Genomic DNA, 18,928 nt, shown 5'->3' on the forward strand with positions numbered 1-18,928 from the left:
TTTCCGACTCTATCAGACTCTTTCGTGTCCGATTTCCTCGGTGCCTTTCCGGTTCCCGCTCCGGCCTTTCGGCTTTCGCGTTTCCCTTTCCGGCGGTTCCGACTTTATCAGAAGTTTTCGGGCGGTCTTACCGGCCTGATGTTTCCGATTTATCGGGAGTGGCTTCTTGGCTTATGAGAATCAAGAAGCAGGCAAATGCTAACTGCCGCCGCTGGACTTGTCCAGCTCTAGGCAACTGTTCGAATCTACCTCCCCGGTCCTTCCGTGTCAACGGTTTTTCCGGGGCGTCGAGGACACTAGCAGGTCAGCAGGGGCCGACGCACATCACGCTGCGGTGGGGACCGTGGCGCTGCGCTCCGCGGGGTCCAGGTCGCCCGTGGCACCGGCGCGTGCTGCCCTGCCGCCCAGGACGTAGACGTAGGCGAGGAAGGCCAGTTCAGCGGCGATGCCGATGCTGATGCGGGCCCAGGTCGGGAGGCCTGAGGGGGTGACGAAGCCTTCGATGGCGCCGGAGACGAACAGGACCAGGGCGAGGCCCACCGCCATTCCCAGAGCTGCTCTGCCCTCCTCCGCGAGAGCTGTTCGGCGTGAGCGCGGGCCCGGATCGATGAGGGTCCAGCCGAGGCGCAGGCCCGTGCCGGCGGCCACGAAGACCGCGGTCAGTTCGAGGAGGCCGTGCGGGAGGATCAGGCCCAGGAAGGTGTCGAGGCGGTCGGCGGACGACATCAAGCCGATGCCCACGCCCACGTTCAGCATGTTCTGGAAGAGGATCCAGATGACGGGGAAGCAGAGGAAGGCGCCCAGGACCAGGCACATCGCCGCTGCTTGAGCGTTGTTCGTCCACACCTGGGCGGCGAACGATGCAGCCGGGTGGCTCGAGTAGTACGTCTCGTACTCGCCGCCGGGGCGGGTGAGCTCGCGCAGATCGCCGGGGGCCGCGATGGAGGACTGGACCTCGGGGTGCGTGGCGATCCACCAGCCGATGATGACCGCGAGGAGCGTCGAGAGCAGGGCGGTGGGGACCCACCAGTGACGGGAGCGGTAGACCGCTGCCGGGAAACCGTGGGTCAGGAAGTGTGTGGCGTCGCGCCAGGAAGCGCGGCGGGTTCCTGTCACCGCACTACGCGCGCGTGCCACCAGGCGCGTGAGACGGCCGGTGAGCTGCGGGTCCGGGGCGCTGGACTGGATCAGCGAGAGGTGGGTGGCCGTGCGTTGGTAGAGGGCGACGAGTTCGTCGGTCTCGGCTCCGTTGAGGCGGCGCTGGCGGCGCAGCAAGGCGTCGAGTCGGTCCCACTCGGCTCGGTGGGCGGAGACGAAGACGTCGAGGTCCATCAGGTGGCTGCTCCTCGTACTGCGGCACGATGCTGCCTCAGCTTGGCAGACTGGCGGTTCCGAGGGCAGGGCAGGGAAGGGCGGCTGGCGTGAGTGAGCTTGTGACGGGCGAGGCGGTGGCGCTCGAGCTGCGTCCGGCGAAGCTGCCGAGCCGGGGGCTGGCCGTACTGATCGACTTGGTGGTCATCTGGGCGGTCTACCTGGGGGTGACCATCGGGATCGTGGCTTCTACGTCCTCCTTGGACGACGCTGCGGCCGCGGCAGTGGCTGTCGCCAGCTTCGTACTGATCCTGGTCGGTGGGCCGATCGCGGTGGAGACGCTCAGCCACGGGAGGTCGCTGGGCAAGATGGCGTGCGGGCTGCGGGTGGTGCGGGACGACGGGGGGCCGATTCGTTTCCGGCACGCGTTGGTGCGGGGTGCGGTGGGGGTCGTCGAGATTCTGCTGACGTTCGGTGTCGTCGCGTGCATCGCCTCGCTGGTGTCTGCGCGGGGGCGGCGGCTCGGGGATGTGTTCGCGGGGACGCTCGTCGTGCGGGAACGGGTGCCCACCGGGCAGACGGCTTTCATTCCCCCGCCGCCGCCCTGGCTTGCGGGGCGGTTCTCCGGGCTCGATCTGTCCGGGGTGCCCGAGGGGCTCTGGCTGGCCATCCGGCAGTACCTGACGCGGATGGGGCAGTTGGATCCGCAGGTCGGCTGGGCGATGGCGGAGCGGCTTGCCGGGGATCTCGCGGAGCGTACGGGGGCGCCGGCTCCGCAGGGTGTGCCGCCCGCCGCGTATCTGGCGGCGGTCGTGCAGGAGCGGCAGGCGCGGGACGCTCGGCGGGCGTTCGGTGGTGGGCACGGGGCGGCGCCCGTGGGATATCCGGGCGGGGGTGTGCCTGCGGCGCCTGTCTCTCCTCCCGCTTCTCCGGCTTACCCGGCCTATTCGGCGGGGCCCGTTGCGCCTGAGGCCGGGCGGGAGCCGCGTGAGGTGGCGCCGGTCGTCGAGCGGGTTGAGCAGGACGGTGCGGAGGCCGGGTCTCCTGGCACCGGGTTCGTGCCGCCCGCGTAGGTCTGCGGGGCCGGCGCCGGCGTCAGGCGAAGGTCGAGGGCGGGGATTCGAGGTTTTCGAGCTCGATGCCGGGGGCGGAGAGGACGACGTCGCCGGAGATGTGGATGGCGTGCTGCTCGCCGGTGTCCAGGGCTGTGACCTGGTATTCGTCCACGATCAGCGGGCCGTTGTCAGTGGCGTGTGCTTCGCTTTTGAGCAAGGCCCAGGACTGGTCGAGGGTGCGGGGGGCGAGGACCGGGTCGGTGAAGGCGACGAGGCGGACGCGGGTCGCGGGGGAAGCGGGGGTGAGGCGCAGCAAGCGTGTGGTCGCGACGAGGAATGCGGGGGATGTGCCGGTGAAGGCGTGGGCGGGGGCGTTGTCTTCCGTGGCGTGGGTGCCGGTGGGGTCGGTGCGGACCCAGGTGACGCCGTCGATCGCGGCGGCGCGGATCTGCCAGTCCCCCGCGTGGAGTTCGAGGCGGATCGGGCGGCCGAGTTCGTCGAGGGCGAGGTCGACGGAGCCGGTGGGTTCGCCCGAGGGTGCGTTCCGCTGGGAGACGTAGCGCCAGCCGGAGGGGCCGGGGGCGCAGTGGAAGTGTTCCTCACCGAGGGGGGTGTGGTCGTGCGGGTCGTGAAGCGAATAGTGGCCGCGGGGCATGGGTCTCGGTCCTCGTAGGCGTGGGCGGATTCTCGTCCCGCGGCCGGGGGCGGCTGTGGGGCGGTGCTGGGCCGGAAGGGCTGCTGTCGGTGGACTGTGGGCCGTGACCCGCTGGCCGCGGGGAGGGTTTCTCGGCCCGGTCGCCACTTAACGGTAGGTCAGCCGTGATTCCGGTCCGTCGGCTGCGGGGAGCCTGCGCAGGCTGTGCGCGACGGGCGGCGGAAGGAGACCGGCGGTGGATGTGGTGCGCGTCATGGAAGCGTTGGCGGACCAAGGGGTCACGGTGGTGTTCAAGGCCGATGCCGAGCGGATGCGCGAGGGCGGGAGGCGATGGACGTTCATCGCGAGCGGGGCGCCCTTTCACGACGGCCTTCTGGTCCGGACTGATGCCGTCCCGGTGGACGCCTGCCTTCAGGTCTGTCTCGCGCAGCTTCGCGAACGCGGACTGGTTGTCCCGGAGTAGGTGGGAGTCCGGAAGCCGTTCGTGCCGCCCACGGGCGCAGGCCCCCGCCGGGAGGGCGGGGGCCTGCGGTCGAGCGTGTGCCGGGATGTGGGCCGGCGGGTGGCTCAGTAGCGGTAGTGGTCGGGCTTGTACGGGCCCTCTACCTCTACGCCGATGTACGCGGCCTGCTCGGGGCGCAGCGTCGTGAGCTTGACGCCGAGCGAGTCCAGGTGGAGGCGGGCGACCTTCTCGTCCAGGTGCTTGGGCAGGACGTAGACGTCGGTCGGGTACTCCTCCTGCTTGGTGAACAGCTCGATCTGGGCCAGGGTCTGGTCCGCGAACGAGTTCGACATCACGAAGGACGGGTGGCCGGTCGCGTTGCCCATGATCGCCGCGGTGCAGATGTGCGGCATGCCCGACGCGAGCACGGACACGCAGCAGCTCGTGGACGACCTGCGGATCTCCCTGGACGCGCACGAGGGCGACGACCCCGTGGCGGCGTACACGCGCGTCGGGGAGCGGATCCAGCTCCTGGTCAAGGAGAAGCGGGAGAAGCCGGGTGCGGACATCACCTCGCGGATGCTCCAGCACCCGGCGGGCCTCACCGACGAGGAGATCGTCCAGGACCTGATCTCGGTGATCGCGGCGGCGCAGCAGCCGACGGCCAACTGGATCTGCAACACGCTGCGGTTGATGCTGACCGACGAGCGGTTCGCCCTGAACGTGTCCGGCGGGCGCCTGAGCGTGGGCGAGGCGCTCAACGAGGTGCTGTGGCTCGACACCCCGACCCAGAACTTCATCGGCCGCTGGGCGGTGCGCGACACGCAGCTCGGCGGGCGGCAGATCCGCGCGGGCGACTGCCTGGTGCTCGGCCTCGCCGCGGCCAACACCGACCCGCAGATCTGGCCGGAGTCGCACGTCGGCCCGGAGAACTCCGCGCATCTCTCCTTCAGCCACGGCGAGCACCGCTGCCCCTACCCGGCTCCGCTGCTCGCCGACGTCATCGCGAGGACCGCGGTCGAGACGCTCCTGGAGCGGCTGCCCGACCTCGTTCTGGCGGTGGAGCCGCACGAGTTGACCTGGCGCCCGTCCATCTGGATGCGGGGCCTCGCGTCGCTGCCGGTGCAGTTCACGCCCGTGGCGCACTGACACGGCGCCGGGGGCGCCCCCTTGGGCGGCGCCCCCGGTGAGGTCAGCCGGAGACGGGGGTGAACTCCACCGGCAGCGACTGCGGTCCGCGGGTGAACACGCCCTGCTCGACCGGGTCGAAGCCCTTGGCGAGCCGCACGTCGGGCATCGCGTCCAGGAGCTGGTCGACGCCGATCTCCACCTCGGCCTTGGCAAGCAGCGCGCCGACGCAGAAGTGCCGGCCCAGGGCGAAGGCGAGGTGGTCGGCGGCGGCGGAGAACGCGGTCGTCGTGGTCAGGTCGTCCCGGAAGATGTCGAAGCGGTCCGGGTCGCTGTAGCGCTTCTCGTCACGGTTGGCCGAGCCGATCAGGCAGGTGACGGTGGCGCCCGCGGGGATGGTGCCGCCGGTGACCTCCACGTCGGTCGCCGACTGCCGCATGATCATGTGGACGGGCGGCGTGTGGCGCAGGGTCTCGGCGAAGGCGCGGGCGATCAGGGAGCGGTCCTGCCGGACGGCTTCGAGCTGCTCGGGGTGCATCAGGAGGTTGGCGAAGATGCTGGCGATCGCCTTGTCGGTGGTCTCGCCGCCCGCCGCGAGCAGCAGGCTGCAGAAGGCCTTGATGTCCTCGTCGCTCATCCGTACGCCGTCCACCTCGGCGGCGCACAGCGCGGAGAGCAGGTCGTCTCCCGGGTTGTCCCGGCGCTCGCGGATGATCGGGATCATGTACTCGGCGAACTCGACCCGGGTGCGTTCACCGGCCGCCGCGACCTCGGCGTCGCCGGACAGGTTGCCGAGGAAGGCTATGACGGTGGTGTACCAGCCGTGGAAGCGCGCGTGGTCGGACTTGTCCAGGCCGAGCATGTCGGCGATGACGTTGACGGGGAAGCGGGTGGCGTAGTCCGCGACCAGATCCACGCTGCCGGTGTGCCGGAAAGTGTCGATGAGTTCGCGGGAGTTGCGCTCGATGACGGGCAGGAACTTGTCCTGGAGCTCCCTGCCGCGGAACGCCGGTGCCACGAGCGCGCGGCGCACGGAGTGCTCCCGGCCGCTGAGCTGGAGGATCGTCTTGCCGTGTACGGGCTCGATCTGCCAGTCGTAGTTGTCGGTGGTGAACTGCGAGCTCTTGTCCTTGAAGACGCGCTCGACATCCTCGTACCGCGAGACGATCCAGCTCTGGGTGGCCTCGTGCCAGTAGAGCGGCGCGTTCTCGCGCATCACCCGGTAGGCGGGATACGGATCCTTGGCGAACTCGGGCGAGAGGATGTCGGGGACCTGCTGCGCGGTGGACATGGAGCTCCTAGGTCAGAAAACAGCAATGCTCCACAGGCTATTGATCACCTACGAACCCAGCCAGACCCCCTCGGCGGATCGTTGAGCGCTGCACTAATGTTGGCCGAAAATCACCCCTCGCCCCGCCGGGTCGAAGACGGCGGGGCGAGGGGGAGCGGCGACACCGGTGCCGGCGGAACTCAGCAGCTGAGCTTGTCGCCCGTCTCGACGCCGAGGATCCCGGTGAACTGGGTGTAGTTGTTGATCCGGCTCTGGACCTGCTGGGGGTTCTTCCCGTCGCACTCCAGGCTGCCGTTGATGCTGCGGATCGTCTCGCCGAATCCGGCGCCGTTGACCATGGCGTTGTGCGGCGTCATCGTCCCCGGACCGTTCTGCGTGTTCCAGTACCACAGGCCGGTCTTCCACGCGACGGCCGCGTCGTTCTGCACGAGGTCGGGGTTGTTCAGGAGGTCGATGTTCAGCGCGTCGCCCGCGGCCTTGTAATTGAAGTTCCAGCTGAGCTGGATGGGGCCGCGTCCGTAGTACTTGTCGTTGCCCGCCGGGCAGCCGTACGGCTGGGAACTGTCGCAGTAGTGCGGGTAGTTGGCGGTGTTCTGCTCGACGACGTGGACCAGGCCGCCCGTCTCGTGACTGACGTTGGCCAGGAAGGCGGCGGCCTCCTGCTTGCGTACGGTCTCGCTGCCGGTGCCGGTGAAGTCGGGGTAGGCGCTGAGCGCCGCCTTCAGGCCGCTGTAGGTGTAGAAGGAGTTCCGGTTCGGGAACATCTGGTTGAACTGGGACTCGCTGACGGGGAATTCGGCCGCCGCCGCGCTCTTCACCTCCGCCTTGTCCGCCTTGTCCGCCTTCTCGGCGGAGGCGTTGGGCGCGAGGGTCAGGAGGGTGAGGGCGGCGACGGACGCGGTCGCGGTCAGCGCGGCAAGTACACGAGGACGCATGGGGGATCACTCCTTGGGCGACCGGCGCGTGCGCGACCGACCGCCGTGCGGTGGGGGGATGTGCGGCCAGGAGGCACGCCGGCAGATTGGGGCTGCGGCTTTCCGGAATGTCTCCCGCCGTTGGACTAGACCATACCGAGTGACGCATTCACGTCAAGAGGTCGACGGATAACGCCAGTTGAGAGACCCTGCCGGGCACCTCAGACCGAACTCGGCTCGTCCAGAGCCTCGATCTCGCCGACGACATACGCGGCAAACGGCCCCACCAGAGGCCACAGCTCCGCCCAGCGCTCCCCCTCCTTTGTCTCCCCCGCCTCCCCCGCGACGTACACGGCGCGCGCGTGGGCGAGCACGGGCCGGTGGACCTGCGGGAGCCGGGTGAGCGCCCAGTCGGCCGCGGCATCCTTGGACGTGATGGCGCCGGTCGCCAGAGTCATCCAGATCCGGGCCAGCGTCAGGACGACGTTGCGCGTGTCCGACGCGAGTTCCGCGAGCAGTTCGGGTACCCCGGCGACGATCGCACGCGCAAGGTCCCCCGGAGGTACGGGAGCAAGGACCTCACCCGGCGGCGGCCCGGCCAGCGGGGTGTCCGCGAGCAGCACCATCGTGATCAGGGGCGCCAGGTCGTGGCTGGGCACCGGCGACGGCAACCGGCCCCGCTCGTACTCCTGGCGCAGCCACTCCCCGTACTGGAACTCCTGGCGCGGCGGACAGGTCCAGGGCACGACATCGCGCCGGACCACGATCGTCAGCTCGACGGGGCGCGCCTCCTCTCCCCCGGCCGGCCAGACGGACAGGCCGAGCAGCCCCTCGACGAGTCGTCCGCGCTGCCCGGCCGTCAAGGGCCGTTCCACGACGGCGAACACATCGATGTCGCTGTGCGGGCGCAGGCCGCCGAGCGAGGCGGAGCCGTACAGATAGACGCCGACGACGTTCGCGCCGAGCGTCTCGCGCACCAGGCGAACGGTGTCCTCGGTCTGCGTCACCGGTCTCCCCCTCGACGGCAAGGCGATCGCGCACGGCGGGGCGATCGCGGCGGTGAATGTGCGAATCATCCACCACCCCGCCGGGCGCAGTGCGAATCGGGCACTGGCGCAGCGGGGCGCACGGCGTTTACGGTCCCTGCGTTTGCCGCACAGCACCTCGAACGCCGTGGTGCTGCCGTCCCCCGGGAGCTGCCTGTGCCCATGGAGTCATCGCCGTCCGTCACCGAGATCGAGACGCACGGAGTCGAACGCATCCCGGACGCTGACCGCTCGGCCGGTCCGCTCGACCTGTTCCGGCTCGCGTTCGGCGGCGCCAACACGTTCGCCACCTGTGTGCTCGGCGCGTTCCCGGTCCTCTTCGGCCTCTCCTTCTGGCAGGGGCTCGCGGCGATGATTGTCGGACTGCTCGTCGGCTCCCTGCTGCTTGCCCCGATGGCGGTGTTCGGGCCCCGCAACGGCACGAACAACGCCGTCTCGTCTTCGGCGCATCTGGGCGTGCACGGCAGGATCGTCGGCTCCTTCCTCTCCCTGCTCACCGCCGTGGCGTTCTTCTCGCTCTCGGTGTGGAGCTCGGGCGACGCGCTCATCGGCGGCGCGCACCGGCTGCTCGGCGTGCCGGAGAGCGACGTGGCCTACGGCTGCGCGTACGCCGTCTTCGCCGCGCTCGTCCTTGCCGTGTGCGTCTACGGATTCCGCTTCATGCTGCTCGTCAACAAGATCGCGGTGGTGGCGGCGACACTGCTCTTCGTGCTCGGCCTCGTCGCCTTCGCGGGGGACTTCGACCCCTCGTACGCCGGGATCTTCACTCCGGACGCCGACCCGGCGACGCAGGACCTGTTCTGGCCGTCCTTCATCGGCGCCGCGCTGATCGTCCTGTCCAACCCGGTCTCCTTCGGCGCCTTCCTCGGTGACTGGGCGCGCTACATCCCCGCCGCGACCCCGCGCCGCAAGGTGATGGGAGCGGCCTTCCTCTCGCAGGTCGCCACGGTGCTGCCCTTCGGCTTCGGCCTGGCGACCGCGTCGATCATCGCGGAGCAAGCGCCGAAGTACCTCGACCCGGCCGCCCCCAACTTCGTCGGAGGCCTGCTCGCGATCGCGCCCGGCTGGTACTTCCTGCCGGTCTGCCTGATCGCGCTGATCGGCGGCATGTCGACCGGCACGACCGCGCTGTACGGCACCGGCCTGGACTTCTCCTCGGTGTTCCCGCGGCTCGGCCGCGTCCAGGCCACCGTCCTGATCGGCGCCTTGTCCATCACGTTCATCTTCGTGGGCCGCTTCGGCTTCAACCTGGTCCAGGCGATCTCCACCTTCGCCACGATGATCATCACCTGCACCGTGCCGTGGATGATCGTCATGATGCTCGGCTACGTCACCCGGCGCGGCTGGTACGACCCCGAGGCGCTGCAGGTCTTCACCCGCCGGCAGCACGGCGGCCGCTACTGGTTCGCGCGCGGCTGGAACTGGCGCGGCATGTCGGCCTGGTGGACCGGAGCGGTGACCGGCGTGCTCTTCACCAACATCCCCGGCCAGTTCGTCGGGCCGCTCGGCGATCTGGCGAACGGCGCCGACATCAGCCTCCCGCTGGGCGCGGCCGTCGCGGCGGTCGTCTACCTCGCGCTGCTCGCGGCCTTCCCCGAGCCGCGCGCGGTGTACGGGCCTCAGGGGCCGCGCTGGGTGCGCGCGGCCGACACCCCGATCGCCCCGATCAGCGGACCGCCCGGCGGGGACCAGGTCAGCGCGCCGTCTCGAACTCCTGCTTGAGCTTCTTCAGCGTCCGGTCGATGTTGCCCACCTGGAAGACCGCGAAGGTCTTTCCGCCCGTGGCGACACGGTCGAAGGCGTTGGCCACGAAGGTGGGCCAGGAGCGCCTGTCGTCCGTCCAGGTCTCGGTCACCTTCGTGGCACCGCCGCTGTCCTCGAAGCGGTACTCCCAGGTGGCGATCGGGGCCCGCAGGCGGGGGCGCTTGAGGCCGATCGCGTGCACCCGGAAGGCGAAGCGCTTGCCGGGATCGGCCTCGGTCACCGTACAGCGCGTGGTCCAGCGGAACGGGCCGCGCTTGTTGTGCCCCTCGAAGACCAGGCCGACGGCGGCGGGCTCCCCGTCGCCGGGCACGGTCGCGCCGAGGTTCTCCGGGCTCCACCGCCCCATCTGAGCGGGCTGGCTGACCTGCTCGTACACCGACTGCGGCGACGCCTCGACCAGGATGCTGCGGGACACTGTGAACGTGCGGGTCATGACAACTCCGATCCTCGTCCCGCGACCTTACTCATCAGTAGCTTGAATGTCAGCCCCCTCCCCCGCCACACGGGCAGGCCGCGGCCACGGGGGTGCCTCAGACAAGGCCGGTCACGGTGACCCGCACCTCGGCCGCCTCCCCGGTCATCCGCCCGACGGCGGCTGCCGCGGCCGACCGCACCTCCCGCGTCACGTCCAGGGCCCGCCGCCCCCGGTGCAGGACGACGTGCACCTCCACGCTCCAGGCCGCGGACCCCTGCTGCCTGCGCACCTGCACCCCGCCCGAGCCCTTGGGAGCACCGGGCAGTCCGCGCCCGAGCAGAGCCGAGGACCGCAGGAGGTCCACGAGGCCGGGGCGCAGGAAGGCCACTTGAGGGGTGTCCAGGACCGCCTCCATGACGGCGTCCGCCAGCGCACGGGACATGTCTCTGTCACTCACTGCTGCCACCCTTCCGTGCTGTCGGGGCTGTCGGGGTCGATGACATCGGTGATCGTCACGTCGACGCCCGCGATCCGCATGCCGAGCTCGCCGTCCACCGCTTCGATCACCCGGCCGCGCACCAGGTCCGCGGCCTCCGGCAGGTTCCACGTGAGAGGGACCTGCACCCCGATCCGCACCCTGACGGGGCCCCGCGCAAGGCGTCCCGCAGGCGCCGCGGCGCCCTGCGGGGCCAGCGGATCGATACGGCAGCTTCCCGCGCGCACGCCCGGCAGGGACTCGGCCGCCGCCCGGATGGTTCTCGCCGCTGCGGCCTCCACGATCCACGCGTCCTCGTCCTCGTCGCCCAGCGGCAGCGTCCGGCCCGGCCGCAGTTCCAGGCGCACCACATCCATGACGCGGCCGGTGAGCGCGGAGGTGTCCGGCTCGCGCGGTGCCGCTTCGCGCGCCTGTGTGACGATCCCCTCCAGGTGCCGCAAGGCGTCCGCGGCCTGCGCGCAGTGCGGGCAGCTCTCGATGTGGGCGTCGGGCACGCCCGCCTCGGACTGTTCCCACACATACGACAACTTGCGTCCGCAGGGCAGCAGTTCGTCATCCGGCAGCACTTCGAAGCCCGCCTCCCGCTCGTCGCCCGGTGTCTGGTCGCCCAATGTCTGGTTGCCCGGTGTCTCCTCGTCCGGCCCTGTCTCCCCGTTCACCGCCATGCCGCCATCGCCTCCGTCAGATAGCGCCGCGCTCTGAAGACCCGGCCGCGGACCGCCTCCGGGCTGATGCCGACCGACTCGGCGATGGACTCGTACGACGCCCCGTCCAGCTCGCGCAGCACCCAGCACACCCGCTGCTCCGGCGAGAGGCCCTCCATCACCCGCGCCAGGTCCTGCACGGCGGCGTGCGCCTCGGCGGCTCGCGCGGGCGAGACCTCGTGCTCCGGCGCGGGCGGCTCGGGCAGACCCTCCAGGGCCACGACCGGCCGCCGGGAACGCAGCACGTTCAGGCAGCGGTTGGTGACGATGCGATAGATCCACGTACCGAACTGGGCGTCACCGCGGAACTCCGGCAGTTTGCGCCAGGCGCTGACGAAGGACTCCTGCACGGCGTCCTCCGCCTCCGGACGGCTGCCGAGCAGGCGGGTGGCCAAACGCAGGGCCGCGGGCGCATGGCGGTGCATCAGCGCTTCGAAGGCCTCCTCGTCGCCCTCCGCCGCCCGCACCGCGAGCAGCCCGTCCTCACGTCTGAAGGACGCGTCCGCTTCCTCTGCTGTTCCGCCCCGGTCGCCCGGCACACGCGGCTCCTCTCACTTCGATCGTGCTCGTACGACACACGAAGCACCCTCCGCGTTACGCGGCCCCGGCACGCTACATGCCCGGCAAAGAAATTCCCGCGAGGCGCGTAACAGGCGTACTGCGGCCGGGTCAGAGCAGGAGAAGAGCCGGAGACGGGCCCCTCACGGGGGCCCGGGCCGACGGCACGGTCACCGGGAAATCCCTGACGACTACTAGGAGATGCCACCATGGCGACGCAGGACCTCACTTCGAACGTTTCGAACGCAGCCGTGTCCGTCGGCGGAGAGAAGGACCTCACCGGCGGGGCGCGCAAGAGCGCCCTCGGAGCCACCACCGTCACGGGCGGTACGGGCGCGGCCGAACCGGCGGCGACCCGCGGCAAGACGTCCATCGCCGATGTCGTGGTCGTGAAGATCGCCGGCATGGCGGCCCGCGAGATCCCCGGAGTGTTCGACATGGGCGGCGGCCTTTCCCGCACCATCGGCGCCGTGCGCGACCGGGTGCCCGGCGGGCGCCCCAACGTCGGCCGCGGCGTGAAGGTCGAGGTGGGCGAGCGGCAGACGGCGATCGACCTGGACATCGTCGTCGAGTACGGGGTGCCCATCACGGACGTCGCGCACGACGTGCGCGAGAACGTCATCTCCGCGGTGGAGCGCATCACCGGCCTCGAGGTGGTCGAGGTGAACGTCGCCGTCAACGACGTCCGCCTGCCCGACGAGGACACCGCGGACGCCGCCGGCGAGACGCGCGTCGAGTAACGCGCCGGAGCAGGTCGTCCCCCCTTGTCGGTCTCTGGTGTGAGGTGAGTGGTGAGCACAGCTCTGGTCGGTCTGATGGCGGGCATGGCCCTGGGATTCGCCGGCTGGTTCGGCGGTTTCGGCGCCTTCCTGCTGGTCGCCGCGCTCGGCGTGGTCGGCTTCGTCCTGGGGCGCCTGGTGGACGACGGCACGGACATCCGCGCCTTCCTCGGCGGGCGTGACCGGGAGCGGCGATGACCACGCCCGCGGCGGAGCGCGGCACGACGACCATCGCGGACCGCGCGGTGCGCCGGATCGCGGAACGCGCCGCGACGGAGGCGCTGGCTCCGGGCGCGGTCTCGGCCGGCCGGGGGACGGCGACCGTGCGCGGGCGCCGGGCCGAGGTCGGTGTCACCGTGACGCTGCCCTATCCCGCGGTGCTCGACGAGGCGGGCGAGACCGTGCGGGCGCACGTCGCCGAGCGCACCGCCCGGCTCACCGGCCTCACCGTGCCGTCGGCGCGCATCCGCGTGCGGGGTCTGTCCCGCCGGGAGCGGTCCGCCGGGCAGCCCGCCCCGCCGGCGTCGGATGCCGGGGCCGCGGAAGCCGCCGGGGTCCGTGCGCGCCGTCCGTGGTCCCAACGCCGGTTTCCGGTGGCGGTGTTGGCTCTCGTCGCCGCCGCGGCGTGCGGGATCGTGCTGTACGACGTGCTGTCCGTGCATGCGGCCGGGCACACTCCCGCGCGGTGGCGGGCCCGGGCGATGGAGTGGCTGGCCACGCACGGCCCGGACGGCGGCGCGGCCTGGAGCATTCCTGCCGCGATCGCCGTGTTCGGGCTCGGCGTGTGGCTGCTGGTCCTCGCCCTCACACCGGGCCGTCGCGGCCGTCTGCCGATGAAGCCGCCCGTGCCGGGTGTGCGCGCGGCCCTGGAGCGGCGGGCGGTCGCGGTCTTCCTGCGGGACGCCGTGACCGACGTGCCCGGCGTCGGCAGGGTCGCGGTCCGGGTCGGCCGCCGTACGGCCCGGGTGCGCGCCGGTCTCGCGTTCGGCGAACCGGACGGCGCGCGACGGGCGGTGACCGAGGCCGCCGGGGCGGCGGCCGCCGGTCTCGGCCTGGCCAGACCCCTGCGGCTGCGCGTACGGCTGCGAACGGAACCCACGTGGAGAGGTGCACCCCCTGATGAGTCGACTCCGTAGCAGCGCCAACCGCTCGACTCTGTTCGGTGCGGCGGCGGTTCTGCTCGGCGCGGGCGCCGTCCTTGCCTCCACGGCCGCGCCGGTCCGCGATCGGCTTCCGGCGGCCTGGCCCCGGGTCGGCGCCGACCGGGTGTGGCTGGACCAGGGGATGCTCGGCCGCTGGCGCGAGCACGGCTGGTGGACTCCCGCGGTCATCGCCGCGCTGGCCGTCGGTACGGTCCTGTTCCTGTGCTGGGCCCTCGCCCAGTTCCGCACCGGCCGGGTGCGCGAACTCGCGCTCGGGCAGCCGGGCGTCACGCTCTCCGCCGCGGCGCTGGCCTCCGTGATGGCCGACCGTGCCCGGGCGGTCGACGGCGTGGACCGCGCCGACGTGCGCCTGCTCGGGCGCCCGCGGCGGCTGCGGGCCCGCATCACCCTGGTCCTGGACCCGGACGCGTCCCCGGACGCGGTGCTGCGGGAGCTGGCCGGGGGCACGGTCGCCGAGGCACGCGCGGCGGCGGCGCCGCGCACCCTGGAGGCGGACGTGCGCCTCACCACCCGGCCTCACCGGGCGCCCCGCATTCACTGAGCGCCCGGCACACCGGGAGATACGGCCGCCGCTACTGCTCCTGCTGGAGGGCTTCCAGCGTGGCGCTCAGGTCGGCGGGGCGCGGGCGGTTGTGCGGAAGCCGGGTGAGGGCGGCCGCCATGCCGCAGGTGTTGGTGACGGCGGAGAAGACCAGGCCCGCGCCGATGCCGGCGGCCAGCCAGCGTGCGGCCTTGAAGCGGGTTCCGGCGGCCAGGCCGAGAACGACGAGGGACCCGGCGGCCAGCCGCACCTGGCGTTCCATCGCCCAGGCCGCCGGTGCGCCTTCGGAGGGCTGCAAGGGGTGGCCCTGCGCCGCCCAGGCGGTGGTGCCGCCGACCAGGGTGGCGGCCGGGATGTCGGCGGCGGCGAGCTCGGTGCCCGCGGTGGCGGAGCGGTTCCCGGAGGCGCAGACCATCAGGAGGTCACCGCGGGCGGCGGCGGCCTTGAGCTCGGGCAGCGCCTGGTGCAGGTCGCCGAGGGGGATGTTGTGGGCGCCGGGCAGGTGGCCGGAGGCGTACTCGCCGGGGCTGCGGACGTCGATGACGGTGTAGCGGTCCAGGCGGGCTGCCGCCTGGGCAGGCGCCAGATCGGTGGGGGGAGTCACGTGGAACGGTCCTTTCGTCGAGCAAAGGCTCTCACCCCGGCGCAGAGCATGATCGCCGGGATCATCGAGGTGATCGGACACCGGGCGGGGCAGGGTTCGCGATCATCTCGACAGAACTCCACCATCGCACGAACGCCGAAAACCCCCGCGGCCCCGGTCGGGGCGGCGGAGGCGGTCGGCGGTGTCCGTCAGCTCTTGGGCATCAGGACGGTGTCGACGATGTGGACGGTGGCGTTGGCCGTGGGGACGTTGCCGCAGACGACCTTCGAGGTGTCGTTGACCTTGTACTCGGTGCCGGAGCCCGCGGTGGTGAGCTTGCTCTTCTCCAGCGTCTCGTAGGAGCCGTTCTCCAGGTCCTTGGGCGCCAGCTTCTGGCCCACCACGTGGTAGGTGAGGACCTTGGTGAGCATGGCCTTGTCGTTCAGGACCTTGTCCAGGTCGGCCTTGGGGATCTTGGCGAAGGCGTCGTTGGTCGGCGCGAACACCGTGATGTTCTTGGCGTTGTTCAGGGTGTCGACAAGGCCGGCCTTCTTGACCGCGCTGACCAGGGTGGACAGCTCCGGGTTGTTCGAGGCGGCGGTGGCGACCGGGTCCTTCGCCATGCCGTCGAAGGAGCCCTTGCCGTCCTTGGGGACCGACGAACAGGCCGGTCCGAACGGCTCGTCCATGGCCATGGCGTCGTCCGACTTGCTCGCCTTCGCGCTGGGCGTGGAGTCGCCGGCCTTGGTGTCCTTGTCTCCGCTGTCCGAGCACGCCGTCAGGACGATCGGCAGCATCGCCGCGGCGGCGACGGCGACCGCGGTGCGGCGCAGGCGGTTGGGGTACATAGACATGGCGGACATGGTCTGCTCCTTGCGTCGTTGCATGTGCGTGGTGTGACCGTGAGCCGGCGGCATCAGGCGGGGGATGCGGGTTGTCGCCGTTCTTCGCTCACAGGGGGAATTCGTCGCGGTGGGCACCCCGGTTTGGTCAGAGATCTACATTCACCCGATCAGGCACACTCCGGCACACCTGTCCCACCGGCCGTCAGTCGCCCCACCGCACTGCTCAGGCCCCGCGGGCCTGCTCGAAGCGGGCCCGGCCCTCGGTCAGTTCCACGATCGGGTCGGGGTAGTCGAGCTCCGCACGGTCCTTGTCCGCCAGCTTCCACGGCTCGTGGACGTACCGGTCGGGGACGCCGGCGAGTTCGGGCACCCAGCGCCGTACGTAGCTGCCGCCCGGGTCGAAGCGCTTGCCCTGGATCACGGGGTTGAGGACCCGGTTGGGCCGGGTGTCGGTCCCGGTGCCCGCCGCCCACTGCCAGTTCAGCTGGTTGTTGGCGACGTCGCCGTCCACCAGGAGACTCAGGAAGTGCCGGGCGCCCACCCGCCAGTCCACGTAGAGGGTCTTGGTCAGGAAGCTCGCCACCACGAGCCGTCCCCGGTTGTGCATCCAGCCCTCGTGGCGCAGCTGTCGCATCGCCGCGTCCACAAAGGGGTAGCCGGTGCGGCCGTTGAGCCAGGCGGCGGTCTCCTTCTTGTTCGTGCGCCACCGGTCGCCGTGCGAGCGGTAGTCGCGGGCCGCCGCGTCCGGGCGGGCCGCGAGGACCTGGTGGTGGAAGTCCCGCCAGGCCAGCTGCCGGACGAACGCCTGCGCTCCCGACGAGCCCTCGCGCAGCGCCCGGTGGACGACTTCGGCCGCCGACAGGGTGCCGAAGTGGAGGTGGGGCGAGAGGCGGGACGTGGCGTCGCCCGCGATGTCGTCCTGGCCGTCCTCGTAGCCCGCGATGCCGCCGGACAGCCAGGTCCGCAGCTGCTGTCGCGCGGTGCTCTCGCCGCCCGTGCCGAGCCCCGGCGAGACGCCGGTGATCTCCGCACGCGGCAGCACCGGGTCCGACGTCACGTCGGCGACCCGCACCTTGCGCGGTGCGGCCAGGACATCCCGTACGCCTGCCGCGGTCCAGCGCCGGAAGTACGGGGTGAACACGGCGTAGTGGTCCTTGCCCGCCGGGAGCAGCTCCCCCGGCGTGACGGCCGTGATGACCGCGTCGTGCACGACGAGCTCGCAGCCGGTGCCTTCGAGCGCGTCCCGCAGCCGTTCCTCGCGCCGCGTCGCGTACCGGCTGACCCCGGCCGCGACGTGCAGCGAGACCGCCTCGGTCTCCTCCGCCAGCTTGCCGGCCTGCCCGACGGCGTCACCGCTGCGGACCACCAGGCGACCGCCGCGCTTGCGCAGCTCGGAGTCCAGGTCCTCCAGGCAGTCGGCGAGGAAGGCACGCCGGTTCGGGACGGCGAAGCCCGTCTCCCGCAGCCCGTCGTCGTACACGAACAGCGGGACGATCCGGTCCGCGTCGCGCAGCGCGGCACGCAGCGCAGGGTTGTCGTGCAGACGCAGGTCGGACGTGAAAAGGACGATCGATACGGTCACTTTCTGCGGCTCCTCATGTGCTGCGGCTCCTCATGCGACAGGTCTCCGCGACGCGGAGTCCCTCATGCGGCGGGGAAGTTCATCAGGGCCACCGGGTCGGACGTCGGTTCCTTGGAGCCGCCCGCCGGTTCCACGGTGATGCCGATGCCGGATGCCTGGTCCACCGGGCCGTCCAGGAGCACGGCCTCGGTGCTGCGGTCCGGGTCCATCAGACCGGCCGAACGCATCGTCCCGTCGTCGTTGAACCAGAGTTGGTAGACCTTGCCGGACGGCGGCCCCGGCATCCTGGCCGCGACGAACGCGGCCTGGTTGAGGCTCTTGGCCACCACGACCGTGCCGGTCGCGCCGTCGGTCAGCCGCCCGGTGGAGGCCTTGGCGTCCGGCGCCGCGAGCACCTTGGCCAGCTCCTCGGAGCGCGCCTGTGCCTGCTGGGCCCGCTCACCGGCCTCATCGGCCCGCTCGTGCTGCCACACGGCGACCCCGCCGAAGGCCGCGGCGGCCGCCAGGCACGCGGCGAGCGCGAAGCGGGACAGCTGCCGTCCGCGGCCCGCGCCGCCGCCGGTCTTGCCCGGCGGGGGTGTGTGCGGCGGCTGCTGGCGGACCGTGGCGATGCGCCGCAGCACGTCGGACTTCATGTCGGCCGGCGGGGCGACCGATACGGCCCGGGCAAGACGCCCGGCCGTGGCGGCCAGTTCACGCACCTCCTGGCCGCATGCCTCGCACACCTCCAGGTGCCGCTCGAACTCCGTGCGCTCCTCGTCCGAGAGGGCGTGCAGGACGTACGCGCCCGTCATCGTGTGCAGATCGGCGGCGCTCATGCGCTCACCCCCAGGCAGTCGCGCAGCCGGATCAGGCCGTCACGCAGCCGCGTCTTGACCGTCCCCAGGGGCACGGAGAGCAATTCCCCGACCTCGCGGTAGGTCAGCCCGCGGTAATAGGCCAGAGTGACCGACTGGCGTTGCAGTTCGGTCAGGTTGCGCAGGCAGCGCCGGACCTGCTCGCGCTCCAGGCGGTTCTCCACCTGCTCGCTCACCTCGTCGAAGGCCGGGGTGCGTTCGAGCAGCGCCGCCTTGTGGTCGCGCTCGGCCGAGGCCTGCACGGACCGCACGCGGTCCACGGCTCTGCGGTGCGCCATCGTCAGGACCCAGTTCATGACGCTCCCCCGCTCCGGCCGGTAGCGCGCGGCACTGCGCCACACCTCCACAAGGACTTCCTGGGCGACCTCCTCCGACTGGGCCGGATCGCGCAGGACCGTGCGCACCACGCCGAGCACCGGAGAGCACACCCCGTCGTACAGCGAGGCGAAGGCCTGCTGGTCGCCGCGGGCCACCCGGCCCAGCAGCTCAGCCAGATCGGGGCCCGCGGAGGGGGCCCCGCTGATGTGCACTACTTCATTCACCCGGTGATCCTCCTGGACGCTGGTCGCCTTCAGAGATGATTCGGAGCCGGTGCGTCGCCGGATTGCCGGTGGGTCACGTTTTCTGTGCGGTTTTGGCGGTGCGCTGTTCGGCCGTCCGTGTGATGTTGCGTGCCATGCCGCCGAAGATCAGCGCGTGGAAGGGCGAGATGCTCCACCAGTACGCGTGCCCGAGCAGGCCGTGCGGGTGGAAGAGCGCCCGCTGCCGGTAGCGGGTACGGCCCTTCTCGTCCTGTTCC

General features: G+C 71.4%; 24 protein-coding genes. 8 read left to right on the plus strand and 16 right to left on the minus strand.

Going from position 1 to position 18,928, the window contains the following annotated elements:
• Positions 1–324: 324 nt before the first annotated feature.
• A complete protein-coding gene (locus tag ACQKIP_RS18440; RefSeq protein ID WP_365863690.1) occupies positions 325–1,332 on the minus strand; it encodes a stage II sporulation protein M in 1,008 nt (335 codons plus the stop codon).
• An 89-nt stretch (positions 1,333–1,421) separates the two neighbouring features.
• Here ACQKIP_RS18440 and ACQKIP_RS18445 point away from each other — a divergent pair, with 89 nt between their 5' ends.
• Complete coding sequence (locus tag ACQKIP_RS18445; RefSeq protein WP_365863692.1) at positions 1,422–2,384, plus strand: RDD family protein; 963 nt, start codon at positions 1,422–1,424, stop codon at positions 2,382–2,384.
• A 22-nt stretch (positions 2,385–2,406) separates the two neighbouring features.
• On the opposite strand, the gene ACQKIP_RS18450 is transcribed toward ACQKIP_RS18445, so the two are convergent.
• On the minus strand, positions 2,407–3,021 hold the full coding sequence (locus tag ACQKIP_RS18450) for a hypothetical protein (RefSeq protein WP_365863694.1): 615 nt from the start codon (positions 3,019–3,021) through the stop codon (positions 2,407–2,409).
• 235 nt (positions 3,022–3,256) lie between these two features.
• On the opposite strand from ACQKIP_RS18450, the gene ACQKIP_RS18455 reads away from it, so the two are divergent.
• A complete protein-coding gene (locus tag ACQKIP_RS18455) occupies positions 3,257–3,484 on the plus strand; it encodes a hypothetical protein (protein ID WP_365863695.1) in 228 nt (75 codons plus the stop codon).
• Positions 3,485–3,588: 104 nt separating this feature from the next.
• On the opposite strand, the gene ACQKIP_RS18460 is transcribed toward ACQKIP_RS18455, so the two are convergent.
• The gene (locus ACQKIP_RS18460; protein WP_427743468.1) at positions 3,589–3,969 is read right to left on the minus strand and encodes an adenosylhomocysteinase; all 381 of its coding nucleotides are present in this window, start codon (positions 3,967–3,969) and stop codon (positions 3,589–3,591) included.
• Between ACQKIP_RS18460 and ACQKIP_RS18465 the strand changes: the two genes are divergently transcribed.
• Positions 3,875–4,612, plus strand: a complete 738-nt coding sequence (locus tag ACQKIP_RS18465) for a hypothetical protein (protein ID WP_427743478.1) — start codon at positions 3,875–3,877, stop codon at positions 4,610–4,612. The genes ACQKIP_RS18460 and ACQKIP_RS18465 overlap by 95 nt on opposite strands.
• Before the next feature lie 43 nt (positions 4,613–4,655).
• Here the strand turns inward: ACQKIP_RS18465 and ACQKIP_RS18470 are convergent, their stop codons facing one another.
• The 3 genes from ACQKIP_RS18470 to ACQKIP_RS18480 all read right to left on the minus strand — a co-directional run bounded on the left by ACQKIP_RS18470 (position 4,656) and on the right by ACQKIP_RS18480 (position 7,803).
• Complete coding sequence (locus ACQKIP_RS18470) at positions 4,656–5,882, minus strand: cytochrome P450 (protein WP_365859676.1); 1,227 nt, start codon at positions 5,880–5,882, stop codon at positions 4,656–4,658.
• Between the two features lie 179 nt (positions 5,883–6,061).
• The gene (locus ACQKIP_RS18475; RefSeq protein WP_365859677.1) at positions 6,062–6,817 is read right to left on the minus strand and encodes a chitinase; all 756 of its coding nucleotides are present in this window, start codon (positions 6,815–6,817) and stop codon (positions 6,062–6,064) included.
• A gap of 200 nt (positions 6,818–7,017) precedes the next feature.
• Entirely contained in the window at positions 7,018–7,803 is a 786-nt protein-coding gene (locus ACQKIP_RS18480) for an aminoglycoside adenylyltransferase family protein (protein ID WP_365859678.1), read from the minus strand.
• A 201-nt stretch (positions 7,804–8,004) separates the two neighbouring features.
• Between ACQKIP_RS18480 and ACQKIP_RS18485 the strand changes: the two genes are divergently transcribed.
• Positions 8,005–9,564, plus strand: coding sequence for a purine-cytosine permease family protein (locus tag ACQKIP_RS18485; RefSeq protein WP_365859679.1), 1,560 nt, complete (start codon positions 8,005–8,007; stop codon positions 9,562–9,564).
• On the opposite strand, the gene ACQKIP_RS18490 is transcribed toward ACQKIP_RS18485, so the two are convergent.
• From ACQKIP_RS18490 to ACQKIP_RS18505, 4 genes are all read right to left on the minus strand, one after another.
• Positions 9,536–10,039, minus strand: coding sequence for an SRPBCC family protein (locus ACQKIP_RS18490; RefSeq protein ID WP_365859680.1), 504 nt, complete (start codon positions 10,037–10,039; stop codon positions 9,536–9,538). The two genes, ACQKIP_RS18485 and ACQKIP_RS18490, sit on opposite strands and share 29 nt — an antisense overlap.
• Positions 10,040–10,136: 97 nt before the next feature.
• On the minus strand, positions 10,137–10,478 hold the full coding sequence (locus ACQKIP_RS18495) for an Asp23/Gls24 family envelope stress response protein (RefSeq protein WP_365859681.1): 342 nt from the start codon (positions 10,476–10,478) through the stop codon (positions 10,137–10,139).
• Positions 10,475–11,182: an Asp23/Gls24 family envelope stress response protein gene (locus tag ACQKIP_RS18500; protein WP_365859682.1), complete on the minus strand. Its 708-nt coding sequence runs from the start codon at positions 11,180–11,182 to the stop codon at positions 10,475–10,477. Before ACQKIP_RS18500 ends, ACQKIP_RS18495 begins: the two co-directional genes overlap by 4 nt.
• The gene (locus ACQKIP_RS18505) at positions 11,173–11,760 is read right to left on the minus strand and encodes an RNA polymerase sigma factor (protein ID WP_365859683.1); all 588 of its coding nucleotides are present in this window, start codon (positions 11,758–11,760) and stop codon (positions 11,173–11,175) included. The genes ACQKIP_RS18500 and ACQKIP_RS18505 overlap by 10 nt, the downstream gene beginning before the upstream one ends.
• 228 nt (positions 11,761–11,988) lie before the next feature.
• Here ACQKIP_RS18505 and ACQKIP_RS18510 point away from each other — a divergent pair, with 228 nt between their 5' ends.
• From ACQKIP_RS18510 to ACQKIP_RS18525, 4 genes are read left to right on the plus strand one after another with little or no spacing between them, the layout of a single operon-like run.
• Positions 11,989–12,519 carry an Asp23/Gls24 family envelope stress response protein gene (locus tag ACQKIP_RS18510; protein ID WP_365859684.1) on the plus strand — a complete coding sequence of 177 codons (531 nt, stop codon included), beginning with the start codon at positions 11,989–11,991 and terminating at the stop codon, positions 12,517–12,519.
• A 51-nt stretch (positions 12,520–12,570) separates the two neighbouring features.
• Positions 12,571–12,756 carry a hypothetical protein gene (locus tag ACQKIP_RS18515; RefSeq protein ID WP_365859685.1) on the plus strand — a complete coding sequence of 62 codons (186 nt, stop codon included), beginning with the start codon at positions 12,571–12,573 and terminating at the stop codon, positions 12,754–12,756.
• Positions 12,753–13,694 (plus strand): DUF6286 domain-containing Asp23/Gls24 family envelope stress response protein, encoded by a 942-nt coding sequence (locus tag ACQKIP_RS18520; protein ID WP_365859686.1) that lies wholly within the window; start codon positions 12,753–12,755, stop codon positions 13,692–13,694. The genes ACQKIP_RS18515 and ACQKIP_RS18520 overlap by 4 nt, the downstream gene beginning before the upstream one ends.
• The gene (locus tag ACQKIP_RS18525) at positions 13,678–14,262 is read left to right on the plus strand and encodes an alkaline shock response membrane anchor protein AmaP (protein ID WP_365859687.1); all 585 of its coding nucleotides are present in this window, start codon (positions 13,678–13,680) and stop codon (positions 14,260–14,262) included. Before ACQKIP_RS18520 ends, ACQKIP_RS18525 begins: the two co-directional genes overlap by 17 nt.
• Positions 14,263–14,293: 31 nt before the next feature.
• Here ACQKIP_RS18525 and ACQKIP_RS18530 read toward each other — a convergent pair whose 3' ends face one another.
• From ACQKIP_RS18530 to ACQKIP_RS18555, 6 genes are all read right to left on the minus strand, one after another.
• Complete coding sequence (locus tag ACQKIP_RS18530) at positions 14,294–14,866, minus strand: rhodanese-like domain-containing protein (protein ID WP_365859688.1); 573 nt, start codon at positions 14,864–14,866, stop codon at positions 14,294–14,296.
• 188 nt (positions 14,867–15,054) lie between these two features.
• Positions 15,055–15,693, minus strand: coding sequence for a fasciclin domain-containing protein (locus ACQKIP_RS18535; RefSeq protein ID WP_365859864.1), 639 nt, complete (start codon positions 15,691–15,693; stop codon positions 15,055–15,057).
• A 220-nt stretch (positions 15,694–15,913) separates the two neighbouring features.
• The gene (locus ACQKIP_RS18540) at positions 15,914–17,272 is read right to left on the minus strand and encodes a cryptochrome/photolyase family protein (protein WP_365859689.1); all 1,359 of its coding nucleotides are present in this window, start codon (positions 17,270–17,272) and stop codon (positions 15,914–15,916) included.
• 62 nt (positions 17,273–17,334) lie between these two features.
• Positions 17,335–18,090: an anti-sigma factor gene (locus ACQKIP_RS18545; protein ID WP_365859690.1), complete on the minus strand. Its 756-nt coding sequence runs from the start codon at positions 18,088–18,090 to the stop codon at positions 17,335–17,337.
• Entirely contained in the window at positions 18,087–18,671 is a 585-nt protein-coding gene (locus tag ACQKIP_RS18550; RefSeq protein WP_365859691.1) for a sigma-70 family RNA polymerase sigma factor, read from the minus strand. The genes ACQKIP_RS18545 and ACQKIP_RS18550 overlap by 4 nt, the downstream gene beginning before the upstream one ends.
• A gap of 73 nt (positions 18,672–18,744) precedes the next feature.
• A partial coding sequence (locus ACQKIP_RS18555; RefSeq protein WP_427743476.1) for a DUF2867 domain-containing protein occupies positions 18,745–18,928 on the minus strand: 184 nt, incomplete at its 5' end.

Origin of the sequence: Streptomyces sp. NPDC059900 (assembly GCF_050270335.1) — a bacterium.
Taxonomy (GTDB): domain Bacteria; phylum Actinomycetota; class Actinomycetes; order Streptomycetales; family Streptomycetaceae; genus Streptomyces.

Coding starts and splice junctions, on each gene's coding strand:
- ACQKIP_RS18440 (WP_365863690.1), bottom strand. CDS start 1,332: ATGGACCTCGACGTCTTCGTCTCCGCCCACCGAGCCGAGTGGGACCGA.
- ACQKIP_RS18450 (WP_365863694.1), bottom strand. CDS start 3,021: ATGCCCCGCGGCCACTATTCGCTTCACGACCCGCACGACCACACCCCC.
- ACQKIP_RS18465 (WP_427743478.1), top strand. CDS start 3,875: ATGCCCGACGCGAGCACGGACACGCAGCAGCTCGTGGACGACCTGCGG.
- ACQKIP_RS18470 (WP_365859676.1), bottom strand. CDS start 5,882: ATGTCCACCGCGCAGCAGGTCCCCGACATCCTCTCGCCCGAGTTCGCC.
- ACQKIP_RS18475 (WP_365859677.1), bottom strand. CDS start 6,817: ATGCGTCCTCGTGTACTTGCCGCGCTGACCGCGACCGCGTCCGTCGCC.
- ACQKIP_RS18485 (WP_365859679.1), top strand. CDS start 8,005: ATGGAGTCATCGCCGTCCGTCACCGAGATCGAGACGCACGGAGTCGAA.
- ACQKIP_RS18490 (WP_365859680.1), bottom strand. CDS start 10,039: ATGACCCGCACGTTCACAGTGTCCCGCAGCATCCTGGTCGAGGCGTCG.
- ACQKIP_RS18500 (WP_365859682.1), bottom strand. CDS start 11,182: ATGGCGGTGAACGGGGAGACAGGGCCGGACGAGGAGACACCGGGCAAC.
- ACQKIP_RS18510 (WP_365859684.1), top strand. CDS start 11,989: ATGGCGACGCAGGACCTCACTTCGAACGTTTCGAACGCAGCCGTGTCC.
- ACQKIP_RS18520 (WP_365859686.1), top strand. CDS start 12,753: ATGACCACGCCCGCGGCGGAGCGCGGCACGACGACCATCGCGGACCGC.
- ACQKIP_RS18525 (WP_365859687.1), top strand. CDS start 13,678: ATGAGTCGACTCCGTAGCAGCGCCAACCGCTCGACTCTGTTCGGTGCG.
- ACQKIP_RS18535 (WP_365859864.1), bottom strand. CDS start 15,693: ATGTACCCCAACCGCCTGCGCCGCACCGCGGTCGCCGTCGCCGCCGCG.
- ACQKIP_RS18545 (WP_365859690.1), bottom strand. CDS start 18,090: ATGAGCGCCGCCGATCTGCACACGATGACGGGCGCGTACGTCCTGCAC.